At 47.2% G+C, this 20,924-nt stretch carries 19 protein-coding genes; 9 read left to right on the top strand and 10 right to left on the bottom strand.

Going from position 1 to position 20,924, the window contains the following annotated elements:
* The first annotated feature begins 218 nt into the window (after positions 1-218).
* Positions 219-443, top strand: a complete 225-nt coding sequence (locus tag NO887_RS05005; RefSeq protein WP_256417362.1) for a hypothetical protein — start codon at positions 219-221, stop codon at positions 441-443.
* 13 nt (positions 444-456) lie between these two features.
* Here the strand turns inward: NO887_RS05005 and NO887_RS05010 are convergent, their stop codons facing one another.
* From NO887_RS05010 to NO887_RS05020, 3 genes are all read right to left on the bottom strand, one after another.
* Positions 457-1,056 carry a site-specific integrase gene (locus NO887_RS05010; RefSeq protein ID WP_256417363.1) on the bottom strand — a complete coding sequence of 200 codons (600 nt, stop codon included), beginning with the start codon at positions 1,054-1,056 and terminating at the stop codon, positions 457-459.
* A gap of 123 nt (positions 1,057-1,179) precedes the next feature.
* Positions 1,180-1,779, bottom strand: coding sequence for a glutathione S-transferase family protein (locus tag NO887_RS05015; protein ID WP_256417364.1), 600 nt, complete (start codon positions 1,777-1,779; stop codon positions 1,180-1,182).
* Positions 1,776-2,246 carry a hypothetical protein gene (locus tag NO887_RS05020; protein WP_256417365.1) on the bottom strand — a complete coding sequence of 157 codons (471 nt, stop codon included), beginning with the start codon at positions 2,244-2,246 and terminating at the stop codon, positions 1,776-1,778. The genes NO887_RS05015 and NO887_RS05020 overlap by 4 nt, the downstream gene beginning before the upstream one ends.
* A gap of 509 nt (positions 2,247-2,755) precedes the next feature.
* On the opposite strand from NO887_RS05020, the gene NO887_RS05025 reads away from it, so the two are divergent.
* From NO887_RS05025 to NO887_RS05040, 4 genes are all read left to right on the top strand, one after another.
* On the top strand, positions 2,756-5,530 hold the full coding sequence (locus NO887_RS05025; RefSeq protein WP_256417366.1) for a phage NrS-1 polymerase family protein: 2,775 nt from the start codon (positions 2,756-2,758) through the stop codon (positions 5,528-5,530).
* A 678-nt stretch (positions 5,531-6,208) separates the two neighbouring features.
* Positions 6,209-6,574 carry a hypothetical protein gene (locus tag NO887_RS05030; RefSeq protein ID WP_256417367.1) on the top strand — a complete coding sequence of 122 codons (366 nt, stop codon included), beginning with the start codon at positions 6,209-6,211 and terminating at the stop codon, positions 6,572-6,574.
* Positions 6,575-6,666: 92 nt separating this feature from the next.
* Positions 6,667-7,488: an IS5 family transposase gene (locus tag NO887_RS05035; protein ID WP_256417368.1), complete on the top strand. Its 822-nt coding sequence runs from the start codon at positions 6,667-6,669 to the stop codon at positions 7,486-7,488.
* 149 nt (positions 7,489-7,637) lie between these two features.
* Complete coding sequence (locus NO887_RS05040) at positions 7,638-8,147, top strand: hypothetical protein (RefSeq protein WP_256417369.1); 510 nt, start codon at positions 7,638-7,640, stop codon at positions 8,145-8,147.
* Positions 8,148-8,390: 243 nt separating this feature from the next.
* Here the strand turns inward: NO887_RS05040 and NO887_RS05045 are convergent, their stop codons facing one another.
* The gene (locus NO887_RS05045) at positions 8,391-8,591 is read right to left on the bottom strand and encodes a hypothetical protein (protein ID WP_256417370.1); all 201 of its coding nucleotides are present in this window, start codon (positions 8,589-8,591) and stop codon (positions 8,391-8,393) included.
* Positions 8,592-8,837: 246 nt separating this feature from the next.
* Between NO887_RS05045 and NO887_RS05050 the strand changes: the two genes are divergently transcribed.
* Both NO887_RS05050 and NO887_RS05055 read left to right on the top strand, forming a co-directional pair.
* Positions 8,838-9,242 (top strand): hypothetical protein, encoded by a 405-nt coding sequence (locus tag NO887_RS05050; protein WP_256417371.1) that lies wholly within the window; start codon positions 8,838-8,840, stop codon positions 9,240-9,242.
* Positions 9,243-9,266: 24 nt separating this feature from the next.
* A complete protein-coding gene (locus NO887_RS05055; RefSeq protein WP_256417372.1) occupies positions 9,267-9,581 on the top strand; it encodes a hypothetical protein in 315 nt (104 codons plus the stop codon).
* Between the two features lie 533 nt (positions 9,582-10,114).
* On the opposite strand, the gene NO887_RS05060 is transcribed toward NO887_RS05055, so the two are convergent.
* The 4 genes from NO887_RS05060 to NO887_RS05075 are packed head-to-tail and all read right to left on the bottom strand — an operon-like array spanning position 10,115 to position 16,901.
* Positions 10,115-10,504: a DUF8076 family protein gene (locus NO887_RS05060; RefSeq protein ID WP_256417373.1), complete on the bottom strand. Its 390-nt coding sequence runs from the start codon at positions 10,502-10,504 to the stop codon at positions 10,115-10,117.
* Positions 10,505-10,506: 2 nt separating this feature from the next.
* Positions 10,507-13,140 (bottom strand): DUF1156 domain-containing protein, encoded by a 2,634-nt coding sequence (locus tag NO887_RS05065; RefSeq protein WP_256417374.1) that lies wholly within the window; start codon positions 13,138-13,140, stop codon positions 10,507-10,509.
* Positions 13,141-13,192: 52 nt separating this feature from the next.
* On the bottom strand, positions 13,193-14,116 hold the full coding sequence (locus tag NO887_RS05070) for a PglZ domain-containing protein (protein ID WP_256417375.1): 924 nt from the start codon (positions 14,114-14,116) through the stop codon (positions 13,193-13,195).
* The gene (locus NO887_RS05075) at positions 14,109-16,901 is read right to left on the bottom strand and encodes a DUF499 domain-containing protein (protein WP_256417376.1); all 2,793 of its coding nucleotides are present in this window, start codon (positions 16,899-16,901) and stop codon (positions 14,109-14,111) included. Before NO887_RS05075 ends, NO887_RS05070 begins: the two co-directional genes overlap by 8 nt.
* Positions 16,902-17,207: 306 nt before the next feature.
* Between NO887_RS05075 and NO887_RS05080 the strand changes: the two genes are divergently transcribed.
* Together NO887_RS05080 and NO887_RS05085 are read left to right on the top strand one after the other, a co-directional pair.
* The gene (locus NO887_RS05080; protein WP_256417377.1) at positions 17,208-17,813 is read left to right on the top strand and encodes a hypothetical protein; all 606 of its coding nucleotides are present in this window, start codon (positions 17,208-17,210) and stop codon (positions 17,811-17,813) included.
* Positions 17,814-18,030: 217 nt separating this feature from the next.
* On the top strand, positions 18,031-18,990 hold the full coding sequence (locus NO887_RS05085) for a hypothetical protein (protein ID WP_256417378.1): 960 nt from the start codon (positions 18,031-18,033) through the stop codon (positions 18,988-18,990).
* 214 nt (positions 18,991-19,204) lie between these two features.
* Here the strand turns inward: NO887_RS05085 and NO887_RS05090 are convergent, their stop codons facing one another.
* A complete protein-coding gene (locus tag NO887_RS05090) occupies positions 19,205-19,534 on the bottom strand; it encodes a transcription factor S (RefSeq protein WP_256417379.1) in 330 nt (109 codons plus the stop codon).
* Positions 19,535-19,749: 215 nt separating this feature from the next.
* Positions 19,750-20,838: a putative sulfate/molybdate transporter gene (locus tag NO887_RS05095; RefSeq protein WP_256417380.1), complete on the bottom strand. Its 1,089-nt coding sequence runs from the start codon at positions 20,836-20,838 to the stop codon at positions 19,750-19,752.
* Positions 20,839-20,924: the final 86 nt, after the last annotated feature.

Consider the following 20,924-nt stretch of genomic DNA (forward strand, 5'->3'; position numbering starts at 1 on the left):
TACTCTCGGCCCTGTTTGAGCGCCCAGATTTGGTAGATCAACTTCTCGATGTCCTGTTCTACGCCAAGGTACTACTCCGTATCCATTAATACTATTTAATATGAAACTTTCTGTAATTTGATTGTTTTAGATGGGTTTAATACATATATATCTTTGTTTTTTAGAAGTAAGATTTATATATTAACTAAACCAATTGTGAACTGTAAGGTGAATGTCTGATGGCTTCCAAATCAACTGATTACAAATGGGCGCTCAAGGACAAGTTAGCTCGACAAGAACACGAGGAAAGATTAGACGAATGTTCTGTATTCATCGTCACAGATGATGCGAAAGATCGAGAGGCAGTTGTTGTCTCGGATGCTGACGGAACCGATATCCAGAGTGTAGACGAATCTAATTATCTAATGGTCGAGAGAGAACTGCTTGTTGATGTGGAACCGTAGGGATGACCGAGCCTCAGACGTTTCGTAGCTCTTCTCCGATCTTCGCAGGGGTTGGCTTAGTCAAATAGGGTTCAATCGCGTCATAGCTACTCCATCCACCGATTTCCATCATAACGCGCACAGCAACATCCTTCTCGACTAGATGATGCGTTGCCCACGATCGACGGAGATCGTGACTACTGACCTCTTTCCACCGATCATGTCCTGTGTTGTCTGCGATATTATCCGTAACCTCTCTTACCCACCGTCTCACTGTCGACACAGAGGTGTCCACATACGGTTCTGAGTCATCTATGTCTCGTTCTGATGCGTACCTATCAAGATTCTTCTTGACGCTCTCAGGCACGTATGTGTCTCTTACAGTCTTATCACCACCCTTCGTGTTTTTACCTCTTATCTGAAGTTCCCAATACTCCCCTTCAGAATTCCAACGTAAACCGTTAGGACAAGCTGTGAGAACTCCAGAGGCTCGACAGCCAACTCTACTCATCAGTTGGATCGCAATCTCTTGTTTCCAGTCTCGTTCACGTGCGTGTTCTTCTAATAACGGTACTTCTTTTTCAAAGTCGATCCAGCATTTAGATTTACTAGATGAATCATCTAATCTAACCATACACGGATACTATAGACTAAACGGTTATTGGTGTTGTGGTGATTCAGAATATAGCGTGAATATCAGGCGTATATTCGCTATTTTGAACGACTTGTGTTACAAGCCGTTCACTTAGTGATTAACTCAATCGAGGAATTCAACATCAAACTCAATTCGATCTTGGTTCAAAACCCACCATAAAAATTGAGGTGGAACTTCATCATTTAATTTAATTTCTTCAGACTCATCCTCAACTTCGATCCTAACTCGGTCTGAATATGATTCTGAATTATGAATCAATTTCAACACACAATCTTTCCAATCTTCCCGAAGTTGATCTATTGATTTATTGAGTGTAGTGTGATCGTGCGCATCCGGATTTTGTGATTGAGTTATAAGATCTCTTGCTGTCTGAAGCGTCTTATTCACCATTATAGCACCTGAATAAAATCTAATTACCGATTCACTTTCTTCAGCAGTCAACAACGATATTTGAGATGAATTTGATCTATACACTTCAGATGTAATTATTTCGTGCGCAGGAATTTGAGTTCGATAATTAGATGACCTCTCATTAAGTAGTTCATCAAAAGAAGCCAACTCTGTAAGCAATGACTGGCGGAGTTGTTTGATTTTCTCTTCTTGTTTATTTTTTCTACTCTTTTCTTGTGCCGCATAAGTCCCTATAGAACCTAGTATAGCGCCTATAAATGCTGATGCAAGACTAGATAGTAACACCGTCATTCGAGAATAGAGATTGTTTCAGACACAGGGTCACTTTGATCACCATTTTGCGATTCCAGAACTAATGTTACTTCATACTCGCCTGCTTGTATCTCATTATCCCACCTATTCAGCATCCACATACTCTGATCAACCCACACAACATCGCTAGTTGAATCTGGTTCAACGTGTTGATCTCGCTCTTTTTCAAGCGTCAAATCATCACTCTCTATCGTCCACTGCTCGGTTATCAGGAACTCATCTCCATAATATGGAGTCTTATATCTCCGAGATAACATCAGCCATTCGTCGTCGTACTGTAGAGATATTTCCTCTATTACAGGCTTTTCAATATCCTCATTCTCAACTTCATTCGAGTCACTCTCTCCCGTACTAGTATTCTCAGGTTCTTTTTCAGATTCAGGTGAATCTGAATCACTGCTATAATTAAACGAAGCAGAACACCCACTTAGAGCAACCACTGACACAGAGAGCAGCGACCTACGATTCATAGTTCAACTAACTAGATACATCCGTATATTAGTTTTTGAGGTGAGAAACCTAGAAGTCGTGGAAGCGGGGGTTTTTTTATTCACAATATGTGACAAATTGCCTAAGACTGCTATTTTGGACGGTTTGAGGAGATCAACCTAGAAACAGTGGGGGGTGAGTAACCTAGAAACAGTGGGGGGTGAAGAGCCGGATAAAGAACAGTAGACAGTCTGTTTTACTCGATACACTTCCAAATATACTACAAAGTAATCTCAAGTAAGATATATAAGGTACCAACCCATTGATACAACCGTCATGATAGAAGACAAAATGACACAGCGGATCAAACGATCGCTATCCACTAAGCGCCAACTCACAATTCCCTCGGAATTCGCAGAAGGCGTGGATGCGTATGTTATTGAAGAATCGACAACTGAACAAGACCAACCAACTCTCACCCTGTACCCAATCACGGAGGAGAGTCAATGACAACTAATATAGACTTATGTCCGCAAAACAGCAAGAATCAACTGATACGACGCACCGCAGTGACTTAAATATTACGGAGGAATCGAACGAAAATAACCTACTCGAAGACCTGAAAACCCGACCACAATGGGTCTGCTGGAAGTTCGAAGAACGAAACGATAAGACAACGAAAATCCCGGTCGATCCTCACACTGGACAGTACGCCAGCAGTAGCGACCCAGACACATGGGGCACATTCGATCTGGTCCGGGAACACAACCAGAGCAACCCGGAAACAGATGGTATCGGCGTTGTTTTCGGTGATGACGATTTTATCGCTGGAATAGACCTCGACAACGTTCGAGACCCCGACACAGGCGCACTCGAACCATGGGCACAAGACGTGATTGATGCCCTCGATTCATACACCGAGATCTCCCCAAGCGGAACAGGAGTTCACATCCTGCTCTACGGGATGCTCCCATCTGATGGACGCACTCGGGCACATCAGGAGTCCACACTAGAGCCGTTCGACACAAGCGAGATCGAAATGTACGACAGCGGGCGATTCTTCACAGTTACGTTCGATCATATTACCTCGACGCCAACAGACCTCAACCACCGCAAAAATGCTCTCGTTGATATCCACAATGAGTATCTCGCTCAGGACGACACAAACGGGCAAAACACTACCACAGAAGCAACTACAGAAGAACTCGACCTAAGTGACCAAGAACTCATCGAGACGGCCAAAAATGCGGGTAACGGGCGTGATTTCGAGCGTCTCTGGAACGGAGACACCAGTGCCTACGATGGTGATCACAGTCGAGCAGACATGGGCCTTCTCTCGCACCTCGCATTCTGGACTCAGAAGGACGCTACCCGCATGGAACGGCTCTTTGGCCAGTCAGGATTAGTCCGTGACAAGTGGACAGATCGTTCTGATTACCGAGACAGATCGATCCAGAAGGCAATCCGCAATTGTTCAGAAGTCTACGAGCCAGCCGACAGCGAAGAGTCACAGGACGGTGTTTCTGATTCGTCTACAGACACAACCGACGACGATGAACTAACACAAATCGATGCTAACACCGACATTGTGGCCCGCAATGGAGCCTATTGTCAACCACAACAACGAGATGATGGTTCCATTGTGTACAACCCGATCACTACGTTCACACTCAGTGCGCAGGCTTTCGTGGTCGATGAACATGGGGACGAATACGCAGATATACGAGTACACCCGCAGTCAGAAGCTGAAGAACCGTATGACGTAGTTGTTCCTTGGACAGCGTTCAACGAACCGAGAAAACTCAAAGAAGAGATTGTGATTGGCCGTACAACGACGTTTGAAGGTCAATCACACCATATTAACGACCTCCGAAAAATCGTTAGTCACCAAGACGCACCACACCTTCAGAAAACAGATAAGCTCGGTATTCACGGTGACGAAATCGTCACCGCCGACGGCGTTCTCGGAACCGACAACCCGTCGCATCGCTACGTACAGTCCAATACTAATTTCGAACAGATGTTCAAACTCAGTGATGTTGGAATTGACGACGACGAAGAGTCTGAAGTCGCAGAACTGCTCGAACTCCTACCGAAGACCCGCAACAAAGAACGTCTACTCCCGATCCTCGGCTATTGGTACGCATCATTGTTCACGCCTCAGATTCGAGAGTGGGAAGGCGAAGTACCATTCTTGGGTATTTCAGCCGAAACAGGTTCAGGCAAGTCGTCTCTATTTGAGCTGCTTAATGAAATGATCGGCGTCAAAGGAGAGCCTCTGTCCGTGAAAGCCTCACAGTTTGCTCTCAAGAACCACTTTAGCGGCGCTACAAACATCCCATTATGGTTGGACGAATACAAGCCGTCAGACATGCCAGACTGGAAAATCAACAACCTCCACGACTACATTAGAAAATCAACTCGTGGCGGCATAGAGACGGCTGGTAGCCGCACTCACACAGGCACAGAATCATGGCACTTCGGCGGGCCGATCGTCGTGAGCGGCGAACAAACAGTCAAAGGAAACGCTGAGTCTCGTCGCCAAATCGAAGTCAAGATTCTCAAAGAAAGCGTTCGTGACGACACATACTGGACGCAAATCGATGGTGGAGATACCCACGAAGACGGCGAGACGATTCATCATGACGCTCTCGATGTCAGCATTCACGCACGGGCGATATGGCAATATATCATTGATTCAGACGACGACGATCTTCAACAACACTGGAGTTCTGCGAAGGAACATGCGCACGAAATCGCAAATCAAGCAGGCGTCGAGAATATCGAGGAACTCGAAATTATACAGTTGACAATGGTGCACTTCGGAATCGCTGTGTATCGACATTTCGCCACAACAGTTGGTGCTGACCCGGATATCACAGAAGACGAAATCGACAACGCACTACTGTACATCGCCGATGCAACAGGTTCAGGAAATCGAGAATCCCACGTGGATGAACTCCTGCGCATACTCTCTGAAGCTGCTCGCAAAGAAGATGCTAAGTGGGAGACTGACTACGCCGTCATCAATGCTGGTAAGAGCAACGAACAACTCTGTATCAAGCTCGCACAGGCGCACTCAACAGTCCGCAAATACATCAGAGACCACGATATTGCCTCAGACGTGTTCAACGATGCGAAAGACTACAAACACCGCCTGAAGGAATTAGAGGATGACTCAGAGAGCTACGTGTTGAATACAAGCAAAGTCCATCGAGATCTTAACCGTTGTGTTGCTATCGATATGGAGATGGCAACAGAGGAGATTGATGGGTTTGACGAACAAGCGTTCGTAAGATAACAGCCACCGCACCGAACAGCGATAATCACGGGGAGGTTTTTCTTTTTCTTCCCCGATTTGTTGACGTTTGTTGAATTTATTGGCGTGGTAATTAGTCTCACTATTAGCTTCGAAGTGTAATATGTTACACCTAGTTACGGTTTTGTTACACCCCAAAAACCGCATGACGTGACGGGTTTGTTTACAGATGTTACACCTCTCATCTAAGAGGGTTAAACATAACAATCCCCTTCTGCTGTACTTCTTCAATTCTCCTCTGTGATCACACAGACACCCTGATATGAGAGGTGTAACATCTGTAAACAAAGTACTGCGTTCATGCGGTTTAGAAGTGTAACAAAGCCGTAACAAAGTGTAATTATCCGTAACTTCGTTTGTAGCAGAAATCAGAAACTCCCTCCGTGATTATGGTGGATGCGGAGTGCGGTTCGGTTGCGGATGTGGTATGTAATAACAAAACATATATGAGTTGGTGCGGGCGGTAATATCACACAGTAATACATACATGTAATGTATGTACTGGGAACACAAAGTACAGGACCTCTATTGCTTGATTAGACTAATTACGATAGTATACATCTGTACCGCTGGGTAGTATAGGGTGTTAATCCATGTATTGATTGTAACATGTAAGGCGGAGTAAGATATATAAATCATAAACTCGTTGACAGTAATGTCATGAACGACAACAAAATAACAAATGCGGCTGAGGAAGAGTTTACAACTGAAATGGAGAAGCGAGACACGGCATTGTGCTGGACGCCATACCAGGATAGTACGCTGTACTTGTGGAACGATCACGTCGAAGTGGGTGGTGAATCCAAGACGATTGTACAATGGTCTGTACAGGACGTTACTGCGCCAATTAGCGTCACTGAGGCCGACAATCCTAAGGCAATGCGAACATGGGTTGAAGACGAACTCAATTCTGACGGGAGTGAGATTGACGACATCGAGGTTCAGTCAATTCGGTCTACTGTGGTGGTGATTGATCTGATTACACGCATGGCCACACGGGTGACTGTGCGTTTTGACGTTCAATAGGTGTTCTAACGAACACGTTGCTTCGTTTTTAGAGTCATACGGCTCTGTTGAAATCCTCAGAGAGTTACATGTTGGCCGTGTAATTCGACGAGATGAAGTCCCTCCCGAAGTCGCAGATTCTCCGGTTTACTGAGAAGGCGATCCATTTGGCACGCCGAGCGGTTTCTCGATACTCCTCAAAGTTCTCCAAACATCGCTATACACTTCCCCAGCACGTTGTTTTGCTGTGTCTCAAAGTTCGGAAGAACACGACCTATCGTGGCCTGCTTGACGAACTGATCGAGATGCCACGCATTCGTCACGCCCTCGGATTAGCTGAACTTCCTACGCCATCAACGCTTTGTAAGGCGTTCAACCGGCTTGATATGGCTGTCTGGCGTGCCATATTGACTCTCTCAGCGACGCTACTTCCGACGAGCGGTGTCGTTGGTGTTGATGCGTCAGGGTTTGACCGCAGTCACGCTTCGAAACACTACACGAAACGAGCTGAACTCACGATTCAGCAGCTCAAAGTGACGTTGCTGGTCGATACGAAAGTGAACGCGATTCTCGATTTACACGTGACGACGACTCGGAAACACGATAGCCAGATTGCGCCGTCGTTGATCAAGCGCAACCCCGAGGATATTGGCATTCTACTCGGTGACAAGGGCTACGACGACCAGAAGATCAGGCAACTTGCCCGGCAACACGAGGTTCGGCCACTGATAAAGCATCGTGAGTTTACATCGCTCCACAAGGCATGGAACGCGCGCTTAGACGCTGATCTCTACGGCCAGCGGAGTCAATCCGAGGCGGTCAACTCAACGCTCAAGCGGAAGTACGGTGCGTTTGTCCGGTCACGGCGCTGGTGGAAGCAGTTCCGTGAACTCACCATCGCCTGTCTCATTCATAACGTAGATCGATCACTCTGAGCGGTCAATATGCGTACTTTAGATGAAAATCCGTGTGAGTATTAGTGAAATATATTGGCGTTTCCACGTCAAGCAAGAGCGCCATAGATCCAAACCATTTTGATTGGGTAATACATTTCTCTATTTAACCGGCTGTTATAATCTCGCTAATGGATCAATTCCAAATTCTTCCGGGAAATTGTGTGGTACATGATGACTATATCGAGATCGAAAGTGACAAAATCACTAGAGCTAAGCGTCTCCTGAAAAATAGCCATACACTACAAATAATTCTATCAACAACAGCTCTCTATCTGATATTATCTATTGTTTTTAACACTAGTATATTTATCAGAGAAGTCGCGGTAAATGGCTTAGTTAGCGGTGTACTTTTGGGAGTTTTATTATTATCAGGGAAATATATCTACAATAGGTATTTTGAAGTCTCTGACGAAACTAAAATTGAGCTTGGAACAATCCAACAGATCATCTTATCCAAACCAAATAAGATCGGTCACCCACACATGATCATACAATATCAGGAGAATGACTCTGAAAAACTCCGAGTAGTTCAATTGATGCCGACGTGGTCTAAGAGTGAAACAGATACTCTATCAGATGTTGAAGATATTTTAATCCAAAATGGGTTGAATGTGAAATATCGTGAGGATCTTGAGTAACTTTTTTTTGACTTCAGCCGCGCAACCCCAGAAGTATCGACTGTAGATCGTTCAGTACAGAGGAACTATCTACTACCGATATTCTCGATGATGGCCGTTCCTACAACGTAGACAGGGAGTATGAATAGAATCATCAAAACCGGAATCACGATAAATTCTGGTGGAACTGTTGAAATCCTATTCTTGAGACATATTTTCGCCTGAAACAGCCGGTCGATGAGAGCTGCGTATTGACGGAATGTATCAGAACCAGTCGTCCTTCTTGAGATAGAACATCGTAATTCCAGAAGCGAGACCGAGTAGCCCTCCCTCCATGACTGCACTAGTCAACTCACCATTGAAGAGCGTCACTTGCATAGCACTTACGACTACTATCCCGAGAACAACGTTCGTGAAAACGAACAGCCACGGATTCTCCAAGTCGAAACGCCGGACCTCGTTCATACTTCAATTACTGACTGCAATAGGAAATACATTCTCTGTACTAACCACGAAGGATCAAAATATATCAGATACTGAGGATTTCAACAGGGCCGAAGAGGAGTATTATTTACGCATAAAACAGAAAAACTGTCTTATAATTTGTATAGAATATCTTTCATAACATTCTTAAGTATACCTACACTATTATGACTTGGTGATAACACGAGAAAAAGAAACAATAATTTTCTCTAAAATCATCCGATATCTATGGAAAATAACAATAACAACTCCAAAAATAGCATCGAAAAGAAAATAAACCGCAGAGATGTTGAATCTCTTGTTCAACGCCTTGCTGATAGAGACGTAGTGGCTATTACAGCCTCTAAAACCGCTCTTAAGACCGGCAATCTGGTTCTCAGAGCATACGGGATAACTAACGATGATCTGCCTGATGAGATCCATCAGAGCTGTCAGGAACTGTCGGAAGGAACATCGTCACAAATTGTAGTAGAAACCAGCCTTGATGGAATCAACACCCTTGATGGGTTCTTGCTGTACGCAGATCAAGACACACAGAACAACCTCAATAACGTAGCTCCGCAAATGGACACGGATCTTGATAACTTCTATGATGAGTTTGTCCAGCAGGTTGAGGAGGTGACCGAAAATTGAAATAAAAATCACATCTGATATAATATGAATACCAAAGACAAACTCAAGAAACGCGTCGAATCGACTCGGGAAAAATATGAAGATTTAGACGCAGTATCTGATCTTGGCGACTCACTAGATATTGAGTATAGGGTGCGGCATGACGGCACAATAAATGAGATCGTACTCTGCGAAGCATCTGGTGGACCAGGTATCCAAGTTCTTCTAAGAAAAGGTGTCGTCAAAGGCGTATGGAGTTCCGCTCGGTTTAGCAGTCCGATAAGCAACGAATCACTGTTGGACGAGCTTTTTGAACACCACAGATCTCTTTTTCAAGAGATGCGCTTTCAAGGAGAATAGATTCTGACGCGCGTTCTATTCGCGTCTTCTGTGGATTCTAGAGCTATCCTGGAGCCTGATAGATTCTTCAGACACAAACTACAACCAGTGCGCCTACAAGAAAGGCGGCTAACTGAGTTCCGATGTTCTCAGTCACACTGCCGCCACTGAAAGTAGGTTACTTAGCCACTGAGGGAATTCGCAGACCAACCATTGCCCAAATTGGAATACAAAATTATCGACAAATGGTCCGTCTACTGTCTCACATACCATCTGTTGAATGTCTATCATCAAATTATAAATATTTTCTGGCTGATTTGAGACAATTCCGTTTATATTTCGAATTTGATTAGGTCTCAAAAATGTAGACTGCCCAAAAAGATACATCGCTGATCGATTCAGTTTGTAAATCACCTGTATTAACCACGTGAGAGTCTACATATATCGTCTACTGAGGATTTCAACAGAGCCAACGCAACCTATCAACAGATACCGCATCTGCTATCCTTGAATTTGAGGAACATATTGGGGAGAATTAGACCCCTCGCGTGTTCTCATTTTCGCGCTACAACATGAGTTGAAGTAAGAGGCTTTGGCTCTTCCACAAACAGCTGCCCAATATCAAGATAAACCCCTCCGTCACTTCCCTCGACTCGGACACGAAATTCAACATCATCAACGAATTGCCCATCAATAACGAACTGAACAGCATCCATCGAGCCAAGTGATCGGGAACTTCGAAGTGTCTGACGGAGTGTACTCAAAATTGCTCCACGTTCGTCTTCATCAGCGTTATAGAGGAGATCTTCAAGTCCAGTTACTGTAGTGGGAGTAGACACCTCTTCATCCGCTGCTAGCCTACGGAAGAACTCCAGCGAAGCCATCTCACTTTCGGTGTCCGCAACTGGTTCCGTCACGAGGTTGTAGCCTTGATGGAGAGCCATGTTTAGAACTGTTGGAGTCCCATCTCCATCACACTCTCATATCGTTCATCATCTGTGACTTCCGCCATAAAGTCGGCTAAGTCCTCAAGATCGTCTGTCTTCCACTCCTTCAGATATTCGACCGTGTTCTGGTCGCTCTTGTAGAGGTGGTACAGATAGTGAACCTTGTCAATATCCAGTAGACTGTCTGACCCTCTACCGTTCTTGTTGAGTTTTCCCTCGATGTAGTTGATCCGCTCATCGGCGGTTACTGGTTCCTTCGCATCCCGTGGACCTTTGACGAGCTTCTCGTCTTCAAGATCACTTACATTCAGATTCTTCGCTAAGAGGTGTTTGTTGAGCTGGTCATAGTCTTCTGCCCCACGCTGGAAGAGAGCAGCGTAAGATTGTGTGAGTGGATCAATCGCTTGCGGGAGATTAACAGAACCCTCCAAGATTTGCTCGATAACGGAGTCCACCGTATCGAGAGCGGTATCGATATCTACCTCTTCACCATCGGAGTATACATTCGGATAGTGTTTTGAATAGTAGTACATACACTTCCCACGGAGAATGACACCGAGGTCTGCCTGTCCGAGATCTTCATGGCGCTCTCGTTCCTCCTGAATGATGTCTTGAAGTTCGAAGAAAAGATTCTGACGGAGTTCTGTCAGCGTTATCTCCTCGTCCGTTCGCTCCTTGTTAGCGAAGATGAGGATGTCGTACTCCGCATTATCCAGATCAGAGATATGTGGGTTGTTCGGCATCTCTGACTGAACGGGATACGCACCAGCAATAGTGAACCCACTCCGAATGAGCGCCTGAAGAATCACCGACCACGCTTCGTTCTCATTGTGGTGGTAAGTAAATATCATCTCACCGTCAGGCTTCAGCACCCTGTTAGCTTCCGAGAAAACATTCGAGAGGGAGTTTACGAAGAACTCCTCATCTTTGTTCGCACTTCGATTAGCGACAATTTCTCGCGCTTTGGGTACGACTTCGGGTGAGAATTCCTCATACTCGTGCTGAAGACACTCACGAAGCCAGACATAAAAATAGTCTGAGAGTTCTGAGTACTGGACATTGTCGTAGTACGGCGGATCTGTGATCACATAGTCTACAGACTCGTCTTCTTGATCTAATCGTTCCGAAGTTTTACAGTTTAGACTCTCAACACAATCATTCGAAATGGATTCAGATTCGACATAGAACTGCTCCATCTTCCCTTTCTTTCTGTTTTTGATCTTCTCAAACGGTCTAACACAGTATTTTTTAGCCTCGTATGTTTTATCAAAATAATTTTGTAGAGAGGCGATATTACCTTCTTCGCTCAAAGGATTGGCTTCCACAGGCTGAACTCTCGGGATATATGCGTGCCTGACAAAAATGTCTGTAGCTTTGTTTTGTCCAGGCCTCCAGCGGGTCAGTTGATTGTTGTAGTTGAGTGAGTTTGAAAGAGTAGTGATAAGGAATTCAGAAATGTTCTGTGCTTCATCGCTCTCAAATTCTTTTGTCTGGATCTCCTTTGCTTTCTTGAATAACAGTCCATAGGTCAGTAGATGTCTATCTGTAAATAGATCTTTAAATCTCTCATAGTTGTAATTCTCAACGATCCTCTTCGTCTCATCACCAACCGGAATTCTCTGATGAGGGATCGGGAGTTCGTCATATAATTCCCCAAGCTTCTCTCGTGCTTTTTTTACACGCTCCGCATCATCCTGCTCAAATTCTTTGATACGCTTATCCCCATGAATATTTACATACTGGATAGCAAATCGCTCAAAATGTGGCTTTTCGTCCCGACGCTGTAGCGTCTCTTTTACATCGTGTTTGTGTCCATTCGAGCAGGTGTATTTTCCGTATCCGTAGGTTCCATCGCTTGGGTCGAATTCGAGCCTACAATTAGAACAGACCTCATTCCCATCATCTGAAATAATCAAGTCAGGTTTCTCATTAGACTGCTCAGAAAGGATTTCTAGATCGCCATCTTTTATTTTAACCTTATCACCTTTCTCAAGCCCTTTACTTCTCGACTTTAGTTCTATTATTCGGTCATCACAGTCTTGGTTTGGGCAGTATAGTGCTCCAGAGCTAGTCTTCTTCTTTTTTGATAGTTGGTATCGGGGGAAAAGCTGAACCTCTTCACCACAGGTTACACACGGGACTTTTTGCGACTGAAAGTAGTAGAGAACTTCACACTCATTTCCAGTCTGAGGGTCTATTGTTTTATACAGGTCTCCAACCTCCTTTTTTGTCTCTTCTATAATACGGTTGTATTCCTGTTCGAGAATATCGAGATCCACCTCATCCATCGACTTCTTTTCGGTCCACCACGCAACGGGGTTCAACTCGTAGCCGATGACATCTGCTCCGATTCGATTCATTTCCACGAGAGTCGTTCCACCACCTGCGAACGGATCGAGAACCGTTACATCGGTATTAATGCGGTCATCGTCTGGATTGATGTACAGCCCGTCGTGAGTTCCCGAATTACGCTCTGTTAGGATGTCGTCTTTCGTTACGGACTCGTCTGTCAGAGCGGCGAGTCCGAGACTACGAAAAGTGGATCCTGCCCGTCGTGCCCACCACTTGTGAAGCGAATAGATGGGTCGGTACACATCTCGTCGGTAGGTCTCTTTCTCTGCCAGTTCGTCCATCAGGTTTAGGGGTAGTTTATCCCAAGTTTCCATTGTGAGTGTCTCCGTGTCGTTAGTTGGTCTGGATCCGCAGTACGGGAGTCATACATTCGGGGAGACTGACCCCCCCGTGTGAGATCTTTTTTGTCGCACCACGCTTCGTCCAGTTGTGGTGCCCTTGTACGACATAGTGCTCCCGTACCCTTTTAATAATGTTCGCCCGTTCGAGAATTCGGTATGATTGCCCATTTCCCACCTCACAGAATCGTCCGCTGAACTTACTGGATAGGGCTTCTTCGTGATCGTCGTTCGTGGAGTAGGGGGAATTCCCGAGATGGTTCACATATCCATGATCGCTTGTTACGAGGAACTCCTCGTGGGTACTCTCGTGGATGATCCCTTCGAGTAACTCCTTCGCGTCCTCGTAGATATCTTCGACCTCTTCGGTCGAATAGTTGCCTTGTAGTGCTGATTCGAGTCGCTTGTCGGGGTGACGGGTCCAAACGAATTCGGGGTCCGTGTTTGGCAGCTGAGGAACGGTCATATCTCCAATGAACCGAAAATCATCACGAGAGACAGCGGAGGGACTCTGTGCGTTGAACCACTCTCGACAGATGAATTGTGTCTCGCTTGGGAGTCGCTCTATTGGTGACCACGAGAACGAAACATCCCAATCGTGTTCGGATTCAAGTTCGTTTTCCAGTCGGAATCCCTCACGCACGCTCAGAGCGTCCATAATGACGCCACAGCCAGACTCCAGCGTCGACAATGGGTGATTGCCCATCTGATCGATAAGTTCGTCGTAGAGCGGCGTATAGAGGCTTGCCAATTCTCGTTCTAGGAGCCGAGTCTGATACTCTGAACGTGCGAGATTCCGATCGCCTAGCGCATTTTCGTCGTCCCAGATACGACGGAGACATTCGAACACCCCATCGAAAATGTTCTCTTCGTCTAGGAGGGAGGAGAATTCCTCACTCCCATAGAGTCTGTTACTCATTCTTGTCTACCTGTAAACTAACGGACAGTGTAGCTTTTTCGGGCACGCTCAAATCCCAGACGAGACTGAGAAATGATTGACGAGACAGTGGTTCGTCAGGTGTGAATTCGAATGTCTCATCAAGTGTTACTTGGTTATCGAGTGCGTCAGCACTAATCCCGTACTCTTCGAGATCGTTGGTTGAGAGTGTCCCCTTGACAGTTATCTCGGCTTCGTGAATTTCCCACTCGATACCGATATCTCGTTCTAATCGGTCGATAAGGTCTGGTTTGTTGTCCGCATCGAGTGTCCCCATTACGGGATGAGGTCTAACAGACGGACGGTCTGGCTTGTCTAATCCAAATTTCCTCAATAGTTCGTCTGTTGTTGCTCCTTCTACCGAAATAGTCCCATCTTGGATATCACTTGAATCGAACTCAAAGCCACATTCACAGGATGTTCCTTCTAACTCTTCACCGCACTGTGGACAAGCAAACGTTGAACTGCCTGCTGAAGTCGAGTCGTCATCACCTGTTTGTGAGGCGGTTTCTCCTTTCGCTTCTGTCTCTGAATCATCCGAGTCGGTACCTGTGGTGTCTATCGTGATCGTCGTCTCTTCTTCGTCGTCATCGTCGTCTTCAGCGATATATTGCTCGTGTACGAGGTTCGTGTCGCTTCCGAGACTGCCGACTCGCTTCTCGAAATAATTACCGACCTGAATCACTCCATCTCTACAGAGTGAGTCAATGGCGTTTTCGAGTTCTTCTTCGGAGGTGAGTGTGGTGTATGAGGTGTTGCGATAGAAATCGTTTCGGAGGTGCTCGTATTGGATGCCGCTTGCTCCAGCATTTTTGACTGCGTTTTTGACTTCTGATCGGAGTTGGCTGGTGTCTGGCTCAACAACTGACAGTGTTGCCGTGTAGAAGTCTGTATTCCCTCCTGTCGGGAGATCTTGCGGGAAGAGTCCACGGTCAGTTGATGTGTGGACTGTTCCGTATTTGTCTCTCACACGATCTCGGAGATTCTGGTAGTTCTGATCGTGGATCTCATCGAAGCCTTCGGGGAGGACTCCTTCGTCTCGTTTGAGCTGTTCGCCGGCAACAACCTTCCGTCCAAGTTCGATGATGCCCGTGTTCGTATCGACACCCGACCGCTTTGCTGGTGTTACCAGCACCAACGTGTTGTTGAATTCTCGCTCTTGTCCCGTTGTTAACTCCTCGAAGTCCTCGTCATAATTTCGTTTTGCCCCCAATGAGACCACGATTTTGAGTGCTTTGTTGTCGGGAACATCTCGGTCGGTATTCACGGGATCGAGGATAGACACGTTGTTCTTTCCGTCGAAGAGATCTTCCCGAATCAGTGATTCTACACGGTGAATCGCATCGTGTTTGTGGATGTCTTCCGCTTTCTTTTCGATCCGAGCCGCAGGGTTTTCTTCGGTATCGAAGGCGTACTCTCCATTAATTCGGTGGATGTGCCATGCGTGTCCGTATACATCCTCTGTGAAGGTCTGAACGATACGATGGGCGTTTATTCCTTTTCGGATGATACCCATTAGCATCTGGCGTTTATTCGCTCCTTCGTCGCCACCTCGTCCGAGACTGTGGAGCAAAACGATATTGAGGAGTTCTTCGATCAGGTCATCAAATTCACCGTCTGCTCGTTGGAGGCGGTGGTAGTCGTTGATGTATTTCCCGACGAGTTCGTTGTCGATATATTGGAAGCGGTCGGTGTACCCGAAGACATCGACATTGCCTGTCAGAATTAGGTCTGTCTCTTCGAAATTGTCTCTGAGAATCTCGGTAAGGAAGCGCAGTAGTCCTCGGGCATCGGAACTGATGCGCTGTTCAGAGTATTTCTCCATGAGAAGGTCTAACAGAAGCGGATGGAATGGATAGTACCGCTCGATGCGGTCTTCCATGTCTTGATAGTCTTCTAATTGGATTTGGTCGTTTTGGCGGTAGACATCGGTATATTCCTTGGCGAGAGAGGAGACGCCTTCGGGGTCGGTTACATCGCCCACGAGACGGTGAAGGATGAAGTCTATTTTTTCATCTCGTCGTGAAGAAAGGTCGTGAGTGAATGGATTGGTCCGCTGGGTTATTGCTTGGACATCGTCATTTTCGTAGAGTAACGAGACGAAGACGCTCAATTGGGTGTCATCTCGACCTGCGGCTTCGAGGAGATTCTGAAGAAATGCCAGATTGTCGTCTTGGTACTCTACTCGATCAGCCATACCGAACCACCGCTCAAACTCGTCGATTAGAACGAGGGTTGGTCGACCTTCGAGAGTATCTCGAATCTCGTGAACTGTTGGCAGGCTGGTGCCATCTCCCCACTGGTCAATTCCGAGATAATCACCAACAGCCTCAGATAGTCGATTGTAATCGCTGTCCAGATTGAACATCTGGAGAGCAGCTGTTCTGGTATTTGTTGGTAACTCGACGGAGATTTCTTGTTGGTCAAGCCATTGTTGGCCGAGTTCGGGAGAGTTGAACAGGTGGTAGATTACCAATTCGATGTGACTTTTCCCACTTCCATATCCACCGCCAATGATTTGCCCACCTTCGTTGAAGTCTGAGTCGCTCCTCAACGTCTCGGCTGTATTTTTGGTTATGGTAGACAGCGTGTTTGTTGGGTAGGTGATTTCGAGTATTCGCTCTGCGTCTTTTTCTGGCGAGTCTCGATCGTCGTAGAGATTGTAGAGACTTACTTCGTCAAGAAGCCCTGACGGATTGATCGTTCCATCAGAGGAGAGGATTTCGTCGCTAGGGACGATATAGTCTGAAAGAACTCCTTCAGCCATAGAGAGTACCTCCTGAAGGGCATTGTAACATCATGTATCTGGCATCTGTTCGTGATGCTAAAATAGTTGTGTAGGCGGATATTCGCGATCGTTGATCATATAGACAGCACTCGAAAAACTACGACCCTCATGAATAGGCCAACACGTCAATACATATGTGTAACACATGTTGCTATAACACCCTAGAGAAGAGTTCTGTTGCCAGATTTGATCCTCTACGACACTTATACTACCGAGAAATCTGTGTTACGCACCACATATCAAATTGGGGATGAATTTAAAAGTGACAATATCTACTATATATGTATGTCAGTAAAACACTCTGCTGATGACACTGATGTACAGACTACAAACAGCAATGCGAATACGACTCCCTTGCGAGATATTGAAGAAATTAGAGTGACATATCTTGTACGGGAACATCCACACATCGAACCGTCAAATGACTACTTCAGTTGGATGCGTAACGCCCAGCGTCTTATGATTGATACAGACCACGACCAAGTGGCTGTAGCAAAGTATGATGGATGGGCTAAGAGACCGAGATTTCGGATGTTGAACCATCAGACGGATCCAACGATTATTACGATCAGCACTGGCGACCAGGTGGATATCAATACGATGGCAGACCTCGTTGATGTGGCGCAGACATACGATATTGACTACATGGACTCAGATATGTCGAACATTAAGATACGCTTCACCTCTGAAGATACAGATGATGACGAGCGACCTGATCAGGTCAATGTTATTATTACGCAAGCTCCGGGTCCAATCAAGAGGTATGCTAATCACGTCACACGTCTGAGTGAGGAATACGAATCACTGATGGTCGACATTAAAGCACGGCAAAAAGAATACGAAGAAAAATACGACGAGTGGCTTGACAGTGACCGTCGTCGATTCCGATAAGAGTTCACCCACGACACTGTCTTCAACCTGTTTTGGCTCTGTTGAAACCCTCAACTGTCGATAGTTCGGAAAGGTCGTACTACATACAAGGCTAGCTCTTCTACGACTGTTGGTGATGTTTACAAATAATTAACATTAATGTTTTAATATCTGTTGAGTCACTCCGTATTTTTCAGAAGAGGAGTTAAGTAGAAAGTCAGAACTATTGAAAGATAATATGCTATCTCCTGGTCAGATCCAGAGACTTCACGAAGCGACAGAATATGAAAGATGGTCACTGGAAAACTTAGCCGAGCTTTCAGGTGATGTGGATATAGGGCTGTATACAGTCACCAAATTAGACGATAAGCCTCCAAGTCGAGAAGTTACATTAGAAGGAAAGAGGAAGGCGTATGTGAGAGTTCCACCTCGAACTCTTGGTGGTTCAGGTGTTGAGGAAGCTATTCACAACATCTCTCCCTTGATTTTCGCTAGTACCTACAAATGTCTTGATCTATTCATTGAATGGTTCTTGGAAATAAATGGTCAAAACCCAACAGGAAACCGATGGACTTTCGACAAAAAGACAGATCAGATAACCAGCGTAATTAGTCAGGGACCACCTTCTCTGCCACAAATTTTTGCCACAGATATTGATGTTTTAGAGTGTCTCTCTAACCTCTATATTGAGCTTGAAGATTATAGACACTCGATCATACACAAGAGTGATTTTGAAGTCGTTAACGGAACTCTGGTGGTTTCCGATGAAACAGGAACGACACACACTTTTCTGAATGAAGAGCTGTTCTGCTTTGCTGGATTGGTTTTGGTGTGTATCAATGCTATTGTCAATGGAACCTATGATTACGTCACTGAACGGCAATTGAAAACGTTGTTAGACCACCTCTCAGAGATTCACGGTAGACCTGAGTTTGATTTGACGAGGTACGACTCAGAGATAATTAAGTGTCCAATGGAACCAATTCGACTGAAACCATTTGAATGGGAGCCGCCGATTGAAGAGATCTCGAAGCTCGCTCCTGTGACAGAAGGAAATGAAGATTTTTGGTTGAATCTGATCGGTCTTCAGAACGGGGAAATAATCACTGAGTGGCTTATTCCCGGAGATATCGCAATGGATTACTGTGATCAAAAATTCATAGTCCCTATTAATGAATTTGATAAATATGTAGTTTAGACGTGTTTTTTGGCAATATTATTTGGAGTCTTGGTGAGTTCTCAGAAAGAGGTACATTCTGACCCGGTTGCGGTCAATACTCCCAACCTGTATGAGTTGTTTGTGAGTCTCTTCTGCGACCCACTGTTTCAGACATGGGCCTGTCTGTGGATGAGGATCTCGATAGAGTCGAAAGACAGGAATTTAAACGACTATTTTGGTAAATTATATGTCACTAGTTATAGCTTCTCCATCTGTTTGAGCACTCTTTGCACTTGAAAAATCGCGTCGGCGGTTCGTCTGCGGCACCCGTCTGTTTGATCGTGTACCACGCTTCGCTGTGGCCACACTCGTCGCAGACGATATCGGTCGCGGTGGGTTTCCCCTCGAAGTTCGCGCCTTCCTCGGTCTCTATCACCTCGTCGCCGGTCTGTTCGGCGGTGGATTCGAACTGCGCGGCGAGGTCCTCGTCGCGCTCCGTGGTCGCGCCGCAGTCGTCGTTTTGACACACCATCTCGCCCTCGACCGAGATCATCATCGACCCGCAGTCGTCACAGAACTGCATATGTACCCCCGGTATGAGAGCGAGCGGTTTAGCTCCCGTGGCTGCTAGATTGCGTCGAGATTCCGTGGTTGGGAATTCGATTCCCACCCCGCGACAGCAACGAGCCTCACACCTCCCCAACCTCGCTGCGAGCGCGTTTAAAACGCGCTCGCAGCGTCCCTCGCGGACTCCTCGCGGGCATTGGCCCACTCGGAGGCGCGCCGATCGCCGCATCTCTAGGTCATTCGCTCCCACGCGAGGTGTGCGACGACGCCGATGAGGAAGGCGACGCCGAGGTTCGTCGCCAGCGCGAGAACGCCGATACCGACCGAGATCGCAAGATTCCCGGAGTCGGTGACGCTGCGCGCGAGCGAGACGGCGACGATCGCGAGCAGCGCGCCGAGCATCGCCACGGGGAAGGCGGCGAGCAGCGCGGGGGTCGCGAACAGGGCGGCACCGAGGTAGCCGACCCCGAGCACGACGTTCGCGCCGCCGGTACGCGCCCCGAACGCGTGCTTGCCGGCCACGCCGTCGCAGCCGTGACACATCGGGATCCCGCCCATCGGCACCGCAAGCAGGTTCGTGACGCCCATGCTCGTCGACAGTTCGTCCGCCGTCACCTCGGCGTCGAACAGGTCCGCGAAGAGCAGGGAGGTCGCCAGCGCGGCGTTGCCGATCGTCATCGCGAGCTGGGCGAACACGCCGTCGAGCGTGCTCCGAGTGACGGCCGTGCCGAACGCGGGCAGCGGCGGCGCACCCGGGACCTGCGGAGCCGGGACCCCCGCGACGGCGATCGCGACGACGACGCCAGCGACCGCCACCGCGAGCGCGCTCGACTTCCGGTGTCCTGCCAGCGCCGCGGCGACCGCGATCGCCACGCCGACGAGTGCGAACGTCGGGTCGCCGAGCGCCAGATCAACGCCGGTCTGGAGGAGTATCAGTCCGACCGCGAACTGCACCCCGCGGATCACCGGTTCGCCGATCCACCGCTCGACGCGCGCGAGCGTCCCCGTGAGGCCGATCGCAAGCAGAAGCACGCCGAGCACGAGCCCGGCGAGCGCCAGTTCCGCGTACGTCAATGCCCCGGCGATCGCGAGCGCCGCGAGCGCTTTCATCGGCTCGACCGAGACAGGGAGTCCGTACCGAACGCCCCACACGACCTGAAAGACGCCGAACGCGACGAGCACGTGCGGCAGCGACACGTCCGTCAGGAGCGCGAGCGCGACCACGAGAGGCACGACCGTAATCGAATCCCCTATCGCACCGGTGACCGACTGTCGATCGATTCTGATCGCGCGATGTCGCTGTATACCCGGTCCAAACACGAACGAACGCCGTTCAGAGTCGAACTGACTTGAGTGTGTTCAGAAATCGATAGGCGTCACGCCTACAGAATATGTAAATTATACCA

The organism is Halorubrum laminariae (assembly GCF_024494655.1).
Taxonomy (GTDB): Archaea; Halobacteriota; Halobacteria; order Halobacteriales; family Haloferacaceae; genus Halorubrum; species Halorubrum laminariae.

What these genes read in the sequence shown, in the direction of transcription:
- NO887_RS05055 (WP_256417372.1), top strand. Translation starts at nt 9,267, where the DNA reads ATGAATACCAAAGACAAACTCAAGAAACGCGTCGAATCGACTCGGGAA.
- NO887_RS05075 (WP_256417376.1), bottom strand. Translation starts at nt 16,901, where the DNA reads ATGGCTGAAGGAGTTCTTTCAGACTATATCGTCCCTAGCGACGAAATC.
- NO887_RS05050 (WP_256417371.1), top strand. Translation starts at nt 8,838, where the DNA reads ATGGAAAATAACAATAACAACTCCAAAAATAGCATCGAAAAGAAAATA.
- NO887_RS05035 (WP_256417368.1), top strand. Translation starts at nt 6,667, where the DNA reads ATGAAGTCCCTCCCGAAGTCGCAGATTCTCCGGTTTACTGAGAAGGCG.
- NO887_RS05025 (WP_256417366.1), top strand. Translation starts at nt 2,756, where the DNA reads ATGTCCGCAAAACAGCAAGAATCAACTGATACGACGCACCGCAGTGAC.
- NO887_RS05045 (WP_256417370.1), bottom strand. Translation starts at nt 8,591, where the DNA reads ATGAACGAGGTCCGGCGTTTCGACTTGGAGAATCCGTGGCTGTTCGTT.
- NO887_RS05070 (WP_256417375.1), bottom strand. Translation starts at nt 14,116, where the DNA reads ATGAGTAACAGACTCTATGGGAGTGAGGAATTCTCCTCCCTCCTAGAC.
- NO887_RS05040 (WP_256417369.1), top strand. Translation starts at nt 7,638, where the DNA reads ATGGATCAATTCCAAATTCTTCCGGGAAATTGTGTGGTACATGATGAC.
- NO887_RS05015 (WP_256417364.1), bottom strand. Translation starts at nt 1,779, where the DNA reads ATGACGGTGTTACTATCTAGTCTTGCATCAGCATTTATAGGCGCTATA.
- NO887_RS05090 (WP_256417379.1), bottom strand. Translation starts at nt 19,534, where the DNA reads ATGCAGTTCTGTGACGACTGCGGGTCGATGATGATCTCGGTCGAGGGC.
- NO887_RS05065 (WP_256417374.1), bottom strand. Translation starts at nt 13,140, where the DNA reads ATGGACGAACTGGCAGAGAAAGAGACCTACCGACGAGATGTGTACCGA.
- NO887_RS05030 (WP_256417367.1), top strand. Translation starts at nt 6,209, where the DNA reads ATGAACGACAACAAAATAACAAATGCGGCTGAGGAAGAGTTTACAACT.
- NO887_RS05060 (WP_256417373.1), bottom strand. Translation starts at nt 10,504, where the DNA reads ATGGCTCTCCATCAAGGCTACAACCTCGTGACGGAACCAGTTGCGGAC.
- NO887_RS05080 (WP_256417377.1), top strand. Translation starts at nt 17,208, where the DNA reads ATGTCAGTAAAACACTCTGCTGATGACACTGATGTACAGACTACAAAC.
- NO887_RS05005 (WP_256417362.1), top strand. Translation starts at nt 219, where the DNA reads ATGGCTTCCAAATCAACTGATTACAAATGGGCGCTCAAGGACAAGTTA.
- NO887_RS05010 (WP_256417363.1), bottom strand. Translation starts at nt 1,056, where the DNA reads ATGGTTAGATTAGATGATTCATCTAGTAAATCTAAATGCTGGATCGAC.
- NO887_RS05085 (WP_256417378.1), top strand. Translation starts at nt 18,031, where the DNA reads ATGCTATCTCCTGGTCAGATCCAGAGACTTCACGAAGCGACAGAATAT.